Source organism: Olivibacter sp. 47 (assembly GCF_030372825.1).
In the GTDB taxonomy this organism is placed as follows: Bacteria; Bacteroidota; Bacteroidia; order Sphingobacteriales; family Sphingobacteriaceae; genus Olivibacter; species Olivibacter oleidegradans.
Map to the genome: position 1 here is coordinate 5179864 of NZ_JAUCNR010000001.1, position 16358 is coordinate 5196221.

The following is a 16358-nucleotide window of genomic DNA, read 5'->3' on the forward strand; positions in this document are numbered from 1 at the left end:
CGTAAGCAACTGTAGGTGGTGCTATTTCACGTTAGCTTCTGAATTTTCCAAATACGCCTAAAGGTAATTTACTTCCAGCAGTGGCTTGAAGGAATAATTCGCCCGTCTCTAAATTTTTGACCGAAGGGAAAGCGCTTTTGATAAGATTTTCCACGATTACAGAGGAAAAACCTAGGGAATATGTGTTGAGGATTAAAAAATGTTCCTTGGGGTCTAATAACTTAACCACATCGAACATCATTTCGGTAATGTGGTCTTCTAATTTCCATTTCTCCCCTTTGGGGCCGTGGCCGTAAGCTGGTGGATCAAGGATAATACCATTATATTTATTCCCTCTTTTTAGTTCGCGCTTAACAAATTTTAAAGCGTCTTCTACAACCCAGCGTATATCTGCTAAACCCGAGAGTTCCTGGTTTTCATTTGCCCAGGTAACCACTTGTTTAATAGAGTCAACATGAGTTGTATCGGCGCCTGCGGCCCGAGCGATCAACGAAGCTCCGCCGGTGTAAGCAAAGAGGTTTAAAACTTTTGGCTTTGGCGTTTTAAAGGATTTGACAGTCGATGAGATATAGTCCCAATTAACCGCTTGCTCGGGGAATATGCCTACGTGTTTAAAGGAGGTAAGTCCCAGCCGGAACTTAATTTCTACGTCAGGATTTTTATAGGTGATATGCCATCTATCAGCTATTTTAGCATCCTTCTTGAGCCAGTCTCCGGTAGTAGCCGAACGGCCTTTGAAACGGATATGGTGAAGTTTGTTCCATTCTCCTTCATTCAGCGCTTTTGGCCAAACTGCTTGCGGTTCCGGACGAATCAGTACAAGCTGACCGAAGCGTTCCAATTTTTCAAAATTTCCGGAATCAATCAATTCATAGTCTTTCCAATATTGAGGAGTCAAAAGCTGTATGCTGGATGTCTGTGTCAAAGCGTTAATTTTTTGGCAAAGATAATGATTTGTTATTGGTTATAAGAGGTATTAAGCTTTATGCTATAGGCTAGGTGGAAGCGATAAGTTCCAAGCTACAAAGCAATAAGCCTAGAATCTTACGCTCCTAAGGCCTAATGCATATAGCCTACAGCTTTACTAAAACTTCTCCTTGGCTATTTTCATGAATGGACTGGCGAAAACAAAATCGTTTAGCTCCTCAACGTCGGTATGGGCAATTTCTTTGTTCGATCCTTCCCATTTCTTTTCTCCTTGATATAGAAATAATATATATTGACCGATGCCCATTACCGAGTTCATATCATGTGTAACAACAACGGTTGTTGTGTTGTATTCTTCTGTAATGTCTTGGATTAGTTCGTCAATGACAATGGAAGTACGTGGATCCAGACCGGAATTGGGCTCATCGCAAAAAAGGTATTTGGGCGTCATGGCAATGGCTCGGGCAATCCCAACCCGTTTTTTCATCCCGCCTGAAAGTTCTGCAGGATAAAGTTTATTCCGCCCTTCCAGATTTACACGTTCTAAACAGAAATTAGCGCGTTCAATGCGCTCTTTTTTGCTCATGTCACTGAACATCTGTAAAGGAAAAGTGATGTTCTCCTCTACTGTCATCGAATCGAATAGGGCTGAGTTTTGAAAAAGCATGCCAATTTCCTTTCGGATTGGAATACGCTCTTCAAAATTCATCCGGGTAAAGTCCTGGTCCTGATAAAGCACTTTTCCTTTGTTTGGCTCATGCAAACCAACCATGCACTTGAGTAAGGTGCTCTTTCCTGAGCCGGAGCCTCCGATGATTAAACTGATTTTACCGGCTTCAAATTTGGCAGATATGCCTCTAAGCACATCATTGTCACCAAAGGATTTATATATGTCCTGAACGTTAATCATTGTTTTTGGTTTTTAGCCGTTAGCTTTTATATATTAGCTCGTTTAGCTAAGGGCTAATGGTAATAACTAATCGCTTTTTAGAGCATTAACGCTGTAATTACATAATCCGTGGCCAAGATCATAATACAGCTGACGACGACACTTTTTGTACTCGCTTGCCCAACTTCCAAAGCGCCTCCTTTTACATAGAAACCATGATAAGCAGCTACGGATGTAATCACAAAACCGAATACAAATGCCTTTACCAAGGCTACCGCCACGGTATAGCCGTTGAAGTCTCCTGTAATACCCATAATATAATCAGCTGGCGTTACAGCTCCGGAAAGGGCGCCACCGATCAAGCCACCACTCAGTGCCAAAAATATAGATAGGATAACCAGAACCGGTACCATGGTAATGCCCGCTAAGATCTTTGGTAAAATTAAGTAGCCGGGAGCATTAATTCCCATGATTTCCAAGGCATCAATCTGTTCGGTAACACGCATAGAACCGATTTGGGAAGAGATGGACGAACCTACTTTTCCTGCCAAAACGAGCGCAGAGATGGTAGGACTTAATTCCAATATACTCGAGTCGCGGTTGATTTGGCCTATGATGGAGTTTGGAATAAGATCAGACACTAATTGAAAAGCGATCTGCATGGTCATAACCGCACCTATGAACGTAGAAATAATGGCGATCAAGCCCAAAGAGCCTACGCCGATACTGTTCATCTCATGCATAATCTCTTTCCAGTAAATACTCGCTTTTTCAGGTTTTTTAAAAACTGATTTTAACAGTAAAAGATATTTGCCGAAGCTCGTAAAAAACATATATGTGTCTCAAGAAAATATATTATCACCAAACTTATATAAAATTGCATTCATATGCAATTTAGCGATTCGGCTGGCTAAACAGAAATACAAACAGCAATTTGATATATTTGTTTGTTGGGCAAAGAGCCTAAAGCGAACAATCAACATTAATAATTTATAACGATATGAAAAAATGTGCGCTCATTACGGGTGCCACCAAAGGAATTGGAAAGAGCATTGCCTGTGCTTTGGCAAAAGAAGGCTTTGATATTTTGCTGTCTGCCAGAACAGAAAATGACTTACTTACCTTACAATCAGCGCTTGAATCCCGGTATCCGAATCAACGTTTTTATTATCAGGTTGCAGATTGTAAGGATCAGCAGCAAGTGAAAGCACTGGCCCTGCAAACCGATGCTTTTTTTTCTCACTTGGATGTCTTAGTGAATAACGTCGGACTTTTTGTACCGGGGGGCTTTTTGGAGGAATCACCCGAATCTTTGGCCGATCACTTGGCGGTTAACGTGCTGTGTACGCATTATTTGGCTGTTTATTTTGGTAAGAAAATGTGTCAAAGAAAGAGTGGACACGTTTTCAATGTCGGATCGGTAGCCGGTAAATCGCCTTTTGTAAAAGCTGCTTCATACAGTGTAACAAAGTATGCAGTACATGGTCTAACAGCTATATTGAGGCAAGAGCTTGGAACATATGGGGTTAAGGTTACAGAAATTATTCCGGGCTCTACGTATACTTCTTCTTGGGAGGGTGTGGATATCCCTTCTGAGAAATTTGTAGCAGCGGAGGATATTGCAGATGCCGTAGTGACTTGCTTAAAGATGAGCAAAGGAGCTAATGTGGATGAAATCGTTATCAGGCCGCTCGATTTGGAGATTTAGTTGGGTGTTGGAAGCGGTGATGTGGCGATGAGCCAATGATTAGCCAATGTGATGGTGGGCAAGCTTAAAGCTTATCGTCTATGGCTCAAGCCTAAAGTGAAGCTGATTTCCGATGGCTAAAAATTACAGCATATAGCTTATAACCATGGAAAAGGAACTTAGGAGAAATGAACAGGAAGGCATGCTTGGTGGCGTCTGTGCCGGCCTGGGGGAATATCTGGGTATTGATAAGGCCTGGATACGGGTGATTTTTGTACTCAGCATATTTTTTAGTGCTGCGGGGATTGGCCTGATAGGTCCGATCGCCTATGTGATTATGTGGATTGTAGTACCTCGTAAACCTTTTGTTTTTCCCGGGTTTCAGGAACCCTACGGCCGGCCGCACATGGAGAAGACGTTTACGGTAGGAGGAGAGGATGTATTCCATCACTTGGAACGGCGAAAACAGAGGGAACGAAGGTCGGTAGGCGTCGCGTTGCTGCTCATTGGTACTTTCTTTTTGTTATTGCAATTGGATTTTATTACTTGGGAGGAGCTTATCAAATACTGGCCGCTTGTTTTTGTGGTGGGTGGACTGATAAGCATCTTTAGCTCTTTCAAGCTCGGAAAAGGTCAGGCAGCGGAAGAGCCACTGATAGCACAACCTAAGGATAAGGAAAAACCGGAAGAGAGCGAATCGGAACAACCTTCGTAGCTGCGTACATAAAACAAACTGTAACGCTGTGGTATAAAACGGAGCAATAGGTCGTGCTCCTTGGTGTCGACCGTTAAGATATATTGAATATGAATAGAGAAAGATTAAATTGGGGATTGGTGCTGCTTTTTATCGGCGTCATGTGGCTATTAAGTAACACGGGAGTTATCTCTTTTTATTGGTCGAGTTTATGGCGTTTTTGGCCGGTGTTTCTGATCATTCTGGGGGTTAACTTGCTGTTACCTAAGCATGGGGTAGGCAATGCCATCTCAGTGGTTGCAACTATTGCGGTTTTGATTTTTATAGGCTTTCAGGTATCAAAACCGAGTAGAATATGGGGAGGGCATATAAGCTATGAAGACGGCGGTGATAATAAAGACCGGGGGGATAACGACATCGCCGGGGAGGTGAAAAATGCGGATTTTTCGAGCCCCTATAGCCCAAGCATTCGAAAAGCCCACCTCGAAATCAAAGGTGGTGCCGTTGAGTACAAGATGGATGGGGAGGCCGCGGAACTGTTTAGCGCGCATTCGCGTGGTGTTTTTTCGGGGCATGTACTTCAAACGACTACCAAAGACTCGGTGGCTGAATTGACCTTTAGAATGAAGGATGTAAAGAAAAAGAACTGGAATATCGATGGTGAGGGGAACAATGAGGTTGAGATGTCTTTGAATACCAACCCGCTTTGGACTATCAGAGTGGATGTCGGAGCCGGAGCCGTCGATTTCGACTTAAGCCGATATAAAATTGAACGCCTTACGCTCAAAGGAGGCGCTGCTTCTTTTGAGACAAAACTGGGTATGCCGATTGGCGAGTCAATCATTGACGCAGAGTCAGGTGTAGCAAGCGTAGAAATAGAAATTCCCAAGGAAGCCGCTGCCCGGATTGATGTGAAGTCCGGATTATCTTCTAAGGAATTTCCCGGATTTATTAAACAGAACGATGGGTCTTATATAACGGAAGGCTTTGAACAGGCAGGAAATAAATATTTAATTGATTTAAAGGGTGGGCTTAGTTCATTTTCGGTAAAAAGATATTAGTGGAGGTGTAGGGTTTTGGGCATGAGCTTTAGGGCTTAGGGCATAAGGTGTTAAGGTATTAGGTTTTAGGTGTTAGCGGTTTAGCGCATAACATTTTAGATTTTAGGTATGAGCTGTTGGATGAGATTGGTGTAAGGTAGGATGTTTTTTATCATCCCTCCGGGAGACAGGTCATCCCTGCTGGAGGCGGGCCATCTTCCGGGAGCGAGGCTTTTTGAATTTTTAATTTTGAATTTTTAATTTGACATCATACTACATAGTAAAAAATGGCAAACCATTTGGACCACTTAGTTTATCGGAACTAAGGACGATGGGATTAGTGGGTACAGACTTTATCAAGGAAGACGGTTGGGATGATTACAAAGAACTGAGGGAAATTCCGGATCTCAGTGCAAAATTGGGCATAGCATACGAACGGGCGCTGCCTCAATACTATGCTACCTTAGATGTTAGGCTACTAGCTGCGGCCATCGACTATTTTTTCGCTTTTCTCATTTACTGTTGTTTCGCCCTGGCGATTGTGATCAAAGCCGAGCATAAACAGGAGCAATGGACTTACCTCCTTTTCGGCCTATTGACAGTTCCTTTATTCAAATTCATTATATGTGTGATCGGTGAGGGCTCCGCTAAAAACGCTTCACCTGGAAAATTGCTGTTGCAAATTAAAGTAACCGACACGAAAGGCAATCCTATCGGCTTTGGAAGAGCGCTTTGGAGAAATATGGCCAAAATTACAGGCTTACTGACTTTAGGCGTGAGTTATTTAATTGGCTTTATGGATCGTAAGCAACAGTGTGTCCACGACAAATTAGCGCGCACTTTAGTGATTAAAGGAAGACTTATTTAGCAGCGATTGGCAATGGTTTTTCTGCTTACATTGGCTAACCGACCCTAGGGGAGCTCATGAACCGAGTGCAATGAGCTCATGAATGCCAATAAAAAAGTAATTGACTATGAATAATGCCCTTTGAAGTTAACACTAATGAATAATTATCCCATTAGCTAATTATTCACTATCTGTTTTTTAAGTGTTCATGAACACACTTTGTTCGGTTATTCATCATTAATTCCGTCACTCAACAACACGAAATCGTTTTACAAAAAAAAGACAATTCATAATTTGTTGATTTTCAATAGATTATTTCAGATGCGTATTACGTTAATGTTATCAAATGAGTTAAACGCTTGTTTGAATTAAACGTTTGTTTAACTTTGCGCCCATTAATTCATTAAGTGATGACTGAATACAGTGAGAAGCAGCTTTTAATTATGGACACCGCCCTTCGTTTATTTTCAGAGAAGGGATATGATAAGACCTCCATCCGCGATATTGCACAGGCCGCGGAAGTCAATGTAGCCATGGTGTCCTACTACTTCGGATCGAAAGAAAAATTGCTGGAAGCCCTTTTTAAAAAGCACTTTACGTTTATTACGGGCAAATTAGAGAGTATTCTTTATGAAAAGGACAGTACAGCCTTTGAAAAAGTCGAACAGATAATCGATGTATTTATTGACACGCTCTACAGTAGGCAACGATTTAATCGACTTATGACCCGCGAAGCCAGTATTTTACAGGAAGGACCGCTGTTTGATATGATTTTTGAGATGAAAACCAAAAACCGGAAGCTCATGGAGCGAGCTGTAAAGGCGGGACAGCGGCTTGGTGTTTTTCGTAAGGATGTAAACGTGTTCTTTTTATCCTCCGTATTGATTGGAAGTGTGAATCAGATGCTCGCCAATTGTCGCTACGAAGCACAAAATGCCAAGCTGGAAGGCTCGGAAGCCGAGAATTTTCAACAGGAAAAAATCAAAATACTGCGGAATCATCTCAAGCAAATGTTCATTGCTTACCTGACCCAACCGGAATTAAAAAGATAAGAGCAAAAATGGATAATATAATAAATAAAGTGAATAAACTTTTAGTAGGGTGTTGCTTGCTGGTTATAGCAGGCAATACGGTGTTAGCACAGGAACAAAGAACGCTCACTTTACAACAAGCGATTGATTTAAGCTTGGAAAACAGTAAAGAATTAAAAGTGAGCGATAGTAAGGTTAAACAGGCCTTAGCTTCTTTGCAAGAAGCGAAGGATAACCGCCTGCCCGATATTGATATTTCCGGACAATACATGCGGGTTAATAAACCGAATGTGGATTTTAAGTTACAGGGATCCGGATCGGAAGAATCAGGGGAAGGTTCGGGTAGCGAAATGCCGAATGTTAGCCAAGCTATGTTTGGGATGGCTACCGCTAGCTTGCCGATTTTCGCCGGTGGTAAAATTACTAATGGCATTGCTTCGGCTAAATATTTGGAAAAAGCAGCTGAACTGGATGCCGAACGGAACAAGCAAGAGGTGATACAAAATACCATTGCCGCGTATTATAATTTATATAAAGCACAAGCAGCGGTAAAACTGGTGACAGAAAACCTGAATACTTCAAAGCAGCGCGTAAAAGATTTCGCTAATATGGAGGCGAACGGTCTGGTGGCTAGAAATGACCTCTTAAAAGTTCAACTTCAGGAAAGCAATTTAGAATTGGCGCTGCTGAATGCCGAGAACAATGAGAAGATAACAAATTTTAATTTTGATTTAATGCTGGGGTTAGATGAAAGCACCAGGTTGGTTTTAGACACCACCGGTCTTTCTGTTAAACCTCAAGTCAAGTCGCTGGCCGACTGGGAAAGCCTGGCTTTGGACAATCGCGCCGATTTCAAGGCGCTCTCGAGCCGACAAGATGCTGCACATGCGAATGTGAAAGTAGCAAAAGGATCGTACTACCCGTCTTTTGCGGTTTCGGCGGGATATGTCGGTATCAATGTTCCACACGCACTAACCGTTACCAACGCCCTAAATGCCGGGGTAGGTTTGAGTTATAATTTAGCTTCGCTTTACAAAGCAGGAGCAAAAGTTAAACAGGCTAAAGCGCAGGAGGAACAATTGGCATGGAACCAGGAACAATTGAAAGATGGGATACGGATCGATATACATAAAGCATATCAGGATTATACGCAAAGCCTGAAAAAAATTCAAGTATATGAAAAGGCCGTGGAACAAGCCAATGAGAATTATCGCATTACTAAAAATAAATATGATAACAGCCTAGCCACTACCACCGACTTGTTGGACGCCGATGTGGCTCGTTTACAGGCAGGCATTGATTATGAATATGCAAAGGCCGATGCGGTAGTAGCTTATAATAAATTGTATGAAAGCGCTGGTGTAAGCGTAGGGGAATAAACAAATAAGAGATTTAAAGGTATTAGCAATAAAATATGGAAACCAATAATCAAACTACGGCAAAAGAACCGGAAAAAAAATCCGGAAATAAGGGTTTTGCGATTGTTTTCGTTCTGCTCATCCTAGTGGGAGGAACATATGGTGTAATTAAATATTTACACGCTCAGAAACACGAAGAAACAGATGATGCACAGATCGTGTCGACGATCAGTCCGGTTATTCCGCGCGTATCCGGTTATATCAAGGAGGTCCGCGTAAGCGATAACCAAATGGTGCATAAAGGAGATACCTTGGTGATCCTGGATGATCGGGATTATCAGGTTAGTTTAGCTCAGGCTGAGGCTTCATTGGCTAGCGCACGGAGCAATGCCCATGTAGCAGGTGCGGGTATTCAAGTGGCCCAAGCCAATATCAGTACTTCTCAGGTGAATGTGAACACGGTAGAAGCGCAGATTGAATCAGCAAAAGTTAATCTTTGGCGGGCAGAAAATGATTTTAAGCGTTACGAGAATCTGATTAAGGATCATAGCATTACGCAACAACAGTATGAAGAGGCTTTAGCCACCAAACAGTTGGCACAAAGACAGCTCGATGTGTTACAAACACAGAAACAATCGGCCGCAAGACAAGCCGCTGCGGTTGGTACGCAGAAATCCGTTAGTGCCGGGCAGGCATCGGTAGCGGAGGCAACCATTAAGCAACGGGAAGCAGAAGTGGAAGCAGCTAAGTTAAATGTTTCTTATACCGTGATTACGGCTTCAATTGACGGTCAGGTAGGTAAAGTGAACTTGCAACCGGGACAATTTTTAGGAGCTGGGCAATCGCTTTTCAACATTGTTCCAACTACCGAAAAATGGGTAATCGCAAACTTTAAAGAGACACAACTCACTAAAATGAAAACGGGACAAAAAGTGTCTATTAAAGTGGATGCTTATCCTGACTCTACCTTAGAAGGCGTGGTTGCTTCTTTCTCTCCGGCAACCGGTGCCGCTCAATCTTTGTTACCGCCCGACAACGCTTCCGGTAACTTTGTGAAAGTAGTACAGCGCATTCCGGTGAGGATCGATTTTAACGAGGGACAAAGTCCTGAATTGATTCAAAAAATCCGTACCGGAATGAACGTATTGGTAGATGTGCATCTTAATTAGCTGTCGGAAATCAGCTTTCAGCTCTCGGATTTATAGATTGGAAGTATTGAATAAAAAGCTGATTGCTGATGGCTGGAGGCTGAAATCTTAAAATATATGGAACAAAATTCTTTAGTTGAATATGGTTGGCGGCGGGCAATTATTACCATAACAGCTATTTTATGTGCGCTCTTGGAGATTGTGGATACCACCATCATCAATGTTGCGCTCAATGAGATGCGCGGTAATATGGGCGCTACGCTGAGCGAGATTGGTTGGGTCATTACGGCTTATGCCATTGGTAACGTCATCGTAGTGCCGCTAACGAGTTTCCTTTCTCAACAATTCGGTCGGCGCAATTATTTCGCCGCCTCGGTTATTCTTTTCACCATATGTTCTTTTCTGTGTGGTAATTCAACCGCCATGTGGGAATTGATTTTATTCCGGTTTCTACAAGGGGTAGGGGGTGGTGCCCTGTTGGTAACCTCTCAAACCATTATCACGGAAGTGTACCCGATTGAAAAGAGAAGCATGGCTCAGGCTTTGTATGGTTTGGGAGTCATCGTCGGACCTACGCTGGGACCTCCGCTCGGTGGGTATATCGTTGAAAATTATAGCTGGCCTTACATCTTTTATATCAACATTCCAATTGGTGTAATTGCAACCATGCTGACACTTAAGTTCGTTAAAAGTCCTAAATACGGCGAGAAGCGGTCGGCGCGGGAAATTGACTGGTGGGGGATTGTATTTCTGGCCGGGGCCGTCGGATCGTTGCAGTTTGTATTGGAACGCGGACAAGAAGAAGATTGGTTCAATAACAGTATGATTTTGGCCTTTACCATTCTTTGTGCGGCTTGTGTTTATTTATTTATCTGGCGCGAACTCACGGTCAAAAACCCGATTGTCGAGTTGCGCGTACTGAAAGATGCCAATTTACGGGTGGGCACGATCCTTTCCTTTATTATGGGGTTTGGTTTGTACGGATCAACATTCATTATTCCGCTTTATACACAAAACAACCTCGGTTGGACGGCTTATCAGGCGGGTCTTTTGATGGTGCCGTCTTCATTGGTCACGGCCTTTATGATGCCGATCATCGGACAGGTCCTGCAGCGGGGGGTGAAACAAAAATACCTGGCCGCTATGGGAATGTTTCTCTTCTTTATGTTCTGTTTTTGGGGTTTTCGTATTATAACGCCGGATACAGGGGAGGGCAATTTCTTTTGGATGCTGATGCTGCGCGGTTTAGCCATGAGTATGCTATTCATTCCGGTAAGTACCCTATCACTTTCCACCTTAAAAGGGGCGCAGATCGGTCAAGGAGCAGCCTTCACCGGGATGATGCGGCAGTTAGGTGGTTCCTTCGGTATCGCTTTGATTACTACCTTTATGACCCGGCAAAATGCCCTACATCGTAATAATTTAATTGAGCATATCAACCCGAACAATCCCTTGTTTCAACAGCGATATCAAGGGATGGTAAGTAATTTTATGCAACATGGTATGGCACCCAACCAAGCTAAAGCTGCCGCGCTGAAAGCGATGGATGGGTCGCTTATGAACCAGGCCTCAGTGCTTTCTTACATGGACGTGTTCTTATATATCGGTATCATGTTCTTAATCTGTGTGCCTTTTATCCTTATGTTGAAAAATGCGAAAGCTAAACTGGATATGTCGAATGTGCATTAAAAAGTAAAAAGTAAAAATTCAAAAATAAAAAGTAAAAGTTCAAAAAGGCGAGTGTTGAATGGCGCTCGCCTATGGCTTAAAGCTTATTGCTTGCATCAATGTTAAAAAATGTTAATACATGCATTTAACCAATTAATTCAATAACTTTGCAAATAGCATTGTATTGAATTTTATGGGCAGACTCTACACCCTCATTTTCTTTATTATAATGGGGCTTATGGCAGTTTCATGCGATAAGGAGGAAGTCTATGTCTATGATCAACAGCTGGTGTTGGAGCGAGAAGCGCCTATGATTGCTTCTTATATTACGGCACATGGCTTGTCCGATTCGGCCAAGCTTCATCAGGAGACCGGTATTTGGTATGTCTTGAGCGATTCGGGGACTACGGCTGTCGATTACCTGACAATCGATTCGACAACAAACAAAGAACAGCTGAAAAATAAACTGATCCGGGTAAAATATACAGCACGTATGTTGGATAGCACGATCTTTGAAGAAAACACAAGCTTGGATTCCATTCCTTATAAACCGTTGCTAACTTCCGAAACCGATACCGGGCGGATTTTGGCTTGGAAAATTGCCTTTTATCCAAAAAGTGTTGGCGGATTATTGGAAGGTGGTTTACGTATCGGCGCTAAAATCAGAATCATCACACCTTCCGTATATGGCTATCAAGACCGTCCCTATGGTATTGTCAAGGAAAATTCGCCACTTGACTATGAACTGGAGGTTTTGGATATCACCGATGCCGACAAGCCCAAAGCAATGAATTGATTTTCACATAATTTAGAGACAAGAGATAAAGTATAAATGAACCTTTCTATCAAAAGAATATCCTTATTAAGTTTATTGGGCATGAGCCTTTTCGCAGCCTGTAAGAAACAGGAGTACCAAAGCATCGAAGAACTTGATGCGGTCAGTATTGATTCCTATATACGGGCTAACAACTTAACGGTTCAACCCCTTGGCAATAGCGGTATGTATTATCAAATATTGGAAGAGGGAAAGGGGAATGATATCGACTATACCGGTCGGTACGCCTTGGTCTATACCGTGCGCTCATTGGATGGTGTTTATAGCGTAACCGATACCTTTGCTTCCGCCAGTCGTTATTTTGATTATTTGGGCTATTTCTTGGGGGCCGCTCCGCAGGGCACCGCGATTTCCACGAGCCCTGCCTATCAGCAGCAAATTGAACGAGAAGAAGGCTTAAAAATGGCTATCCGAAGCATGTTGAAGAAGACGGATGGTCAAATTCGGGTGCTTATCCCGTCACGCTTATTGCCTTACGGTCGAAATGGAAACACCGATTTGGGGATACCTTCCAATGCTTCCATGGATTATGTGATTCGGGTCATTGATAGTGCGAGTATGCCGGCTTATGAGGACTTGTCCATACGAAAGAGAATGCAGGCTGCAGGACTAGATACTGCCGATTTTACAAAAACCGAGACTGGAATATATTATCAAATTACTGAGCAGGGTGACGGTAATCCAATTACGGTTGATTCGACAATTACTTGCTCATATAAATTGCATTTAATGAACGGTACCGAACTTGAGAGTCAAGATTCTGCAAGGTTTTTGATATCGGGATTAGCTGTTAATGCTTGGAAAGAAATTCTTCCCAAAATAAATCAGGGAGGAACGGTCCGTTTTCTTACACCTTCAACACAAGCGTATGGATATTCCGGATCGTCTTCGACACCACCCTTTACCGCGTTGGACTTTGAAATTTCTGTGCGGAAGACAGAGAACGATGACTAATCCTTCAAAGCACTTTTATACACCTCCAAAGCCCGCTCGCGGGCTTTTTTATGTTCTATAATGGGGCTAGGATAGCGAAAGGGGTCATCCAATTCGGGAATCCAGCGTTTTGCATAAACGAGCTTGGGGTCAAATTTTTTTAATTGTATCTCCGGATTAAATACCCTAAAATAAGGAGCCGCATCGTTGCCTGATCCGGCAGCCCACTGCCAGTTTCCTACATTACTGCTTTGTTCATAATCCTGTAATTTTCGCGCAAAATAGGCTTCTCCCCATCGCCAGTCGATCAGCAAATGTTTACACAAAAAACTAGCCACCACCATCCGTACTCGATTATGCATAAAGCCCGTCTCATTCAATTGCCGCATACCGGCATCTACCAGCGGATAACCGGTTTTCCCTTGGCACCACGCGTCAAATTCGCTTTCATTATTACGCCAATGAATTCGGTCGTAAGCAGATTTAAAGGCCTTGTTAACTGTTTCAGGAAAGTGCCATAAAATCATCATATAGAACTCGCGCCAGATCAGCTCATTTAGCCATGTTTTTTCGCTCGCTTGTCGTGCATCCTTTATCAGTGAACGAATACTGACCGTCCCAAAACGGAGGTGTACACTCAAATGGCTTGTGCCTTTTTCGTCCGCAGGGATATCGCGTGTATGGTGATAATCGTCTATAACCGTCTTATAGCTTTTACTCGGAAAAGTTTGTTTGGTAGCAACAAATCCTAGCTCTTTTAGTGTGGGAATCGTTTGCCAATGAGATCGGAGTGCCGCTAAGTGACGCTCACTTGGATAATTTTTAAGATGGGATTCACCTAATTGAGCGAGCCAACAATTTCTATAAGGGGTAAATACGGTATAAGGTTCGCCATTACTCTTCAGGACTTCTTCCTTTTCAAAAATGACCTGATCTTTAAAGGTATAAACGGCAATATGGTATTGCCTAAGAAAATCACTTATTTCTTTATCTCGCTTTCGCGCATAAGGTTCATAATCATGATTAAAATATACCGCTATGGGGTCGAATTCTTTTACAATTTCTTCCCAAGCTTTATTTGGCTCATCATGGTAAAAGGCGATGCCGGAGCCTTGTTGTTCCAGCTGTTTGTTTATGGCTCTCAGCTCACGATGGATAAATGAAACTCGGGCATCATCGCGATCTTCCAACTTCGACAATATCGCAGTGTCAAAAATGAATACGGGTTGGACTTTGTATCCGCTACGCAACGCCTCATACAGCGCATGATTATCCTGTAGGCGTAGATCACGTCTGAACCAGAATATACAGGGGCGCTCTTTCCTACTCATCCCTCTTTTCTCTTTCAAAAATATGTTTTAAAGCAGTTTCTATGGTGGGATAGGTAAACCGAAAGCCAGCGTTAAGTATTTTGTCGGGCGATACTTTTGCACTATCCAATAGTAACTCACTCATTTTACCCATAATGGATTTCAGGACGAAAGCAGGGACAGGCGGCAGCCACAGCGGTTTACCTAAAATCTTTGCAATCTGTTGATTTAATTGTTTGTTGGTGACAGGTTCCGGAGCTACCATGTTGTAGACTCCCTGTAATCCCGGGTGCTCCAAAGCGTAGATATACATATTAACGGCATCCTGGATATGGATCCAAGGAATATATTGTTTTCCGCTTCCTAAAGTAGCCCCAAGTCCAAGTTTAATAGGTGCAGCTATTTTGGATAAGGCACCGCCTTCTTTGGTGAACACCACACCACACCGCAAAGAAACCGTACGAAGCCCGAGCGACCGACCTTTTGCTACGGCCATCTCCCAGGCAAAACAAGTCTGACCCAGGAAGTCGTCCGCAGGAACACGGTCTTCACTCAATAATTCGTCCCGTTTATTGCCGTAATAGCCCGTTCCGGAAGCCGATACCACCTGCTTTACCTGGTGATTACCGGTTGATAATAATTTATAAATAAGTCCGATACTATCGGTGCGGCTTTTTAGGATCTTCGTTCGTACATTTTTACTCCACGGTCTTTTTCCAATATTTTCACCGGCGAGATGAACAATCGCATCCACCTCTTCTATACAAGTCTTGTCTATTATACCCTCCTCCACATTCCAGGTAAAGTATTTTACCTGTTCGCTATCCCGTTGTGGCTTGCGTACGAGGGCGTGAACGATGTACCCCTTTTTCGTAAGTGCTGCTGTTAGGTGCTCACCGACCATACCCGAGGCCCCGGTGATTAATATTCTCTTCATGTGTACGGTATTAAACTTTAAGCAAGCGCCGCTTTGAGCGCTTGTTCAAATGTCAGGCATTCATGAGGAAACAAATCACGGATGTGATTGTTTTCGCACAATAAATCTTGCGTAATATTCTCGCCGAAGGCGCGCGCTGTGGATACGCTTACACCTGTTGTGAGACTGATAAAAAAAGCGGACAGACGGTTATTAAAGCTTGGTACTGAAATAATCGGCCTAGTGATATGTATCTGCTTCATGTAAGCCTTCAGCATCTCTTTATAACTCAGAACGTCGGGCCCACCAATGTCGAAGCTTTGATTAAAGGCGGCAGGATTAAGCACGATAAAGCTTAGATAAGTTAACAAATCCTGCAGAGCAATCGGTTGGGCACGCATTTTTACCAAACGCTGATTGGCAAAGATAATGAAGCGCGACGACACCTTTTTCATCATTTCCATCAAGATAGACTCTTTTCCGATAATATTGCTGATCCTAACAATGGTATAAGAAATATAACTATCCGTCAAAATCTGTTGCACTTCTTTTATAAAAGGTGTACGCAAACGCGTAATATAAACAAGTTGTTGGCTATTGCTTTTTCTCGCTTGCTTAATAAAGTTGATCAACGAGAGAAGCTCGAGGTTTTTGTATTGCTCGCTCCATTCGGCAGAATCCTGACTGAGGTAAATGGCCACATCTATCTGTTCCGCAATCGTCGGTGTATAACGTTCGCGTACTAAGTCTCCACGTATAACGGATACATTCGGATGCTCTTCAGTCGTTTCCAAGAAATGCTTCTCATTCCGCACCAAGCAAGATGTTTGGTACCCTTCATCGGCAAGATGCCACGCCAATCGCTTCCCCAAATAATTGTTCAGTCCGGTAATTAGTATATTCATTTCGCAAGGCCTATGTCACGTTTATAACTACAATTATATCGTTCTTTCTGTTTAGTTTAAAATGAAATAAGTATTTCATAAGGAAAGCATTAAAAAACACCATGTTTAAACAAGGTTTGTTAACGCGGTGTAAAAGCTTGCGGAGAATCCCGCTATTTTTGTTTTATGAA

At 42.8% G+C, this 16358-nt stretch carries 16 protein-coding genes; 10 read left to right on the forward strand and 6 right to left on the reverse strand.

The window, feature by feature from the left end; all coding sequences use genetic code 11:
- Nucleotides 1-31 precede the first annotated feature (31 nt).
- The 3 genes from QT327_RS22455 to QT327_RS22465 form a co-directional block, all read right to left on the reverse strand.
- Nucleotides 32-925, reverse strand: a complete 894-nt coding sequence (locus tag QT327_RS22455; RefSeq protein WP_289554084.1) for a class I SAM-dependent methyltransferase — start codon at nt 923-925, stop codon at nt 32-34.
- A gap of 159 nt (nt 926-1084) precedes the next feature.
- Complete coding sequence (locus tag QT327_RS22460) at nt 1085-1837, reverse strand: ABC transporter ATP-binding protein (RefSeq protein ID WP_013664954.1); 753 nt, start codon at nt 1835-1837, stop codon at nt 1085-1087.
- 77 nt (nt 1838-1914) lie between these two features.
- A complete protein-coding gene (locus tag QT327_RS22465) occupies nt 1915-2649 on the reverse strand; it encodes an MlaE family ABC transporter permease (RefSeq protein ID WP_013664955.1) in 735 nt (244 codons plus the stop codon).
- A 167-nt stretch (nt 2650-2816) separates the two neighbouring features.
- Here QT327_RS22465 and QT327_RS22470 point away from each other — a divergent pair, with 167 nt between their 5' ends.
- The 10 genes from QT327_RS22470 to QT327_RS22515 all read left to right on the forward strand — a co-directional run bounded on the left by QT327_RS22470 (nt 2817) and on the right by QT327_RS22515 (nt 13078).
- Nucleotides 2817-3524: an SDR family oxidoreductase gene (locus QT327_RS22470; RefSeq protein WP_130854431.1), complete on the forward strand. Its 708-nt coding sequence runs from the start codon at nt 2817-2819 to the stop codon at nt 3522-3524.
- 145 nt (nt 3525-3669) lie between these two features.
- Nucleotides 3670-4218, forward strand: a complete 549-nt coding sequence (locus QT327_RS22475; RefSeq protein WP_130854430.1) for a PspC domain-containing protein — start codon at nt 3670-3672, stop codon at nt 4216-4218.
- Nucleotides 4219-4307: 89 nt separating this feature from the next.
- Nucleotides 4308-5258 carry a toast rack family protein gene (locus QT327_RS22480; protein ID WP_130854429.1) on the forward strand — a complete coding sequence of 317 codons (951 nt, stop codon included), beginning with the start codon at nt 4308-4310 and terminating at the stop codon, nt 5256-5258.
- A gap of 241 nt (nt 5259-5499) precedes the next feature.
- Entirely contained in the window at nt 5500-6105 is a 606-nt protein-coding gene (locus tag QT327_RS22485; protein ID WP_289554085.1) for an RDD family protein, read from the forward strand.
- 389 nt (nt 6106-6494) lie between these two features.
- Nucleotides 6495-7136 (forward strand): TetR/AcrR family transcriptional regulator, encoded by a 642-nt coding sequence (locus QT327_RS22490; protein WP_013664960.1) that lies wholly within the window; start codon nt 6495-6497, stop codon nt 7134-7136.
- 8 nt (nt 7137-7144) lie between these two features.
- Nucleotides 7145-8494, forward strand: coding sequence for a TolC family protein (locus QT327_RS22495; RefSeq protein ID WP_130854427.1), 1350 nt, complete (start codon nt 7145-7147; stop codon nt 8492-8494).
- Nucleotides 8495-8529: 35 nt separating this feature from the next.
- Complete coding sequence (locus QT327_RS22500) at nt 8530-9642, forward strand: HlyD family secretion protein (protein ID WP_130854426.1); 1113 nt, start codon at nt 8530-8532, stop codon at nt 9640-9642.
- Between the two features lie 96 nt (nt 9643-9738).
- Complete coding sequence (locus QT327_RS22505; RefSeq protein ID WP_149105172.1) at nt 9739-11310, forward strand: DHA2 family efflux MFS transporter permease subunit; 1572 nt, start codon at nt 9739-9741, stop codon at nt 11308-11310.
- A gap of 217 nt (nt 11311-11527) precedes the next feature.
- Entirely contained in the window at nt 11528-12085 is a 558-nt protein-coding gene (locus tag QT327_RS22510; RefSeq protein WP_289554086.1) for an FKBP-type peptidyl-prolyl cis-trans isomerase, read from the forward strand.
- 81 nt (nt 12086-12166) lie between these two features.
- Nucleotides 12167-13078 (forward strand): FKBP-type peptidyl-prolyl cis-trans isomerase, encoded by a 912-nt coding sequence (locus QT327_RS22515; protein ID WP_289554087.1) that lies wholly within the window; start codon nt 12167-12169, stop codon nt 13076-13078.
- Here QT327_RS22515 and QT327_RS22520 read toward each other — a convergent pair.
- Genes QT327_RS22520 through QT327_RS22530 form a run of 3 tightly spaced genes read right to left on the reverse strand, consistent with a single transcriptional unit; the run spans nt 13075 to nt 16188 of the window.
- Nucleotides 13075-14388, reverse strand: a complete 1314-nt coding sequence (locus tag QT327_RS22520) for a cryptochrome/photolyase family protein (protein ID WP_289554454.1) — start codon at nt 14386-14388, stop codon at nt 13075-13077. The genes QT327_RS22515 and QT327_RS22520 overlap by 4 nt on opposite strands.
- Entirely contained in the window at nt 14381-15304 is a 924-nt protein-coding gene (locus tag QT327_RS22525; protein WP_289554088.1) for a TIGR01777 family oxidoreductase, read from the reverse strand. Before QT327_RS22525 ends, QT327_RS22520 begins: the two co-directional genes overlap by 8 nt.
- A 17-nt stretch (nt 15305-15321) precedes the next feature.
- A complete protein-coding gene (locus QT327_RS22530; RefSeq protein ID WP_289554089.1) occupies nt 15322-16188 on the reverse strand; it encodes a Rossmann-fold NAD(P)-binding domain-containing protein in 867 nt (288 codons plus the stop codon).
- Nucleotides 16189-16358: the final 170 nt, after the last annotated feature.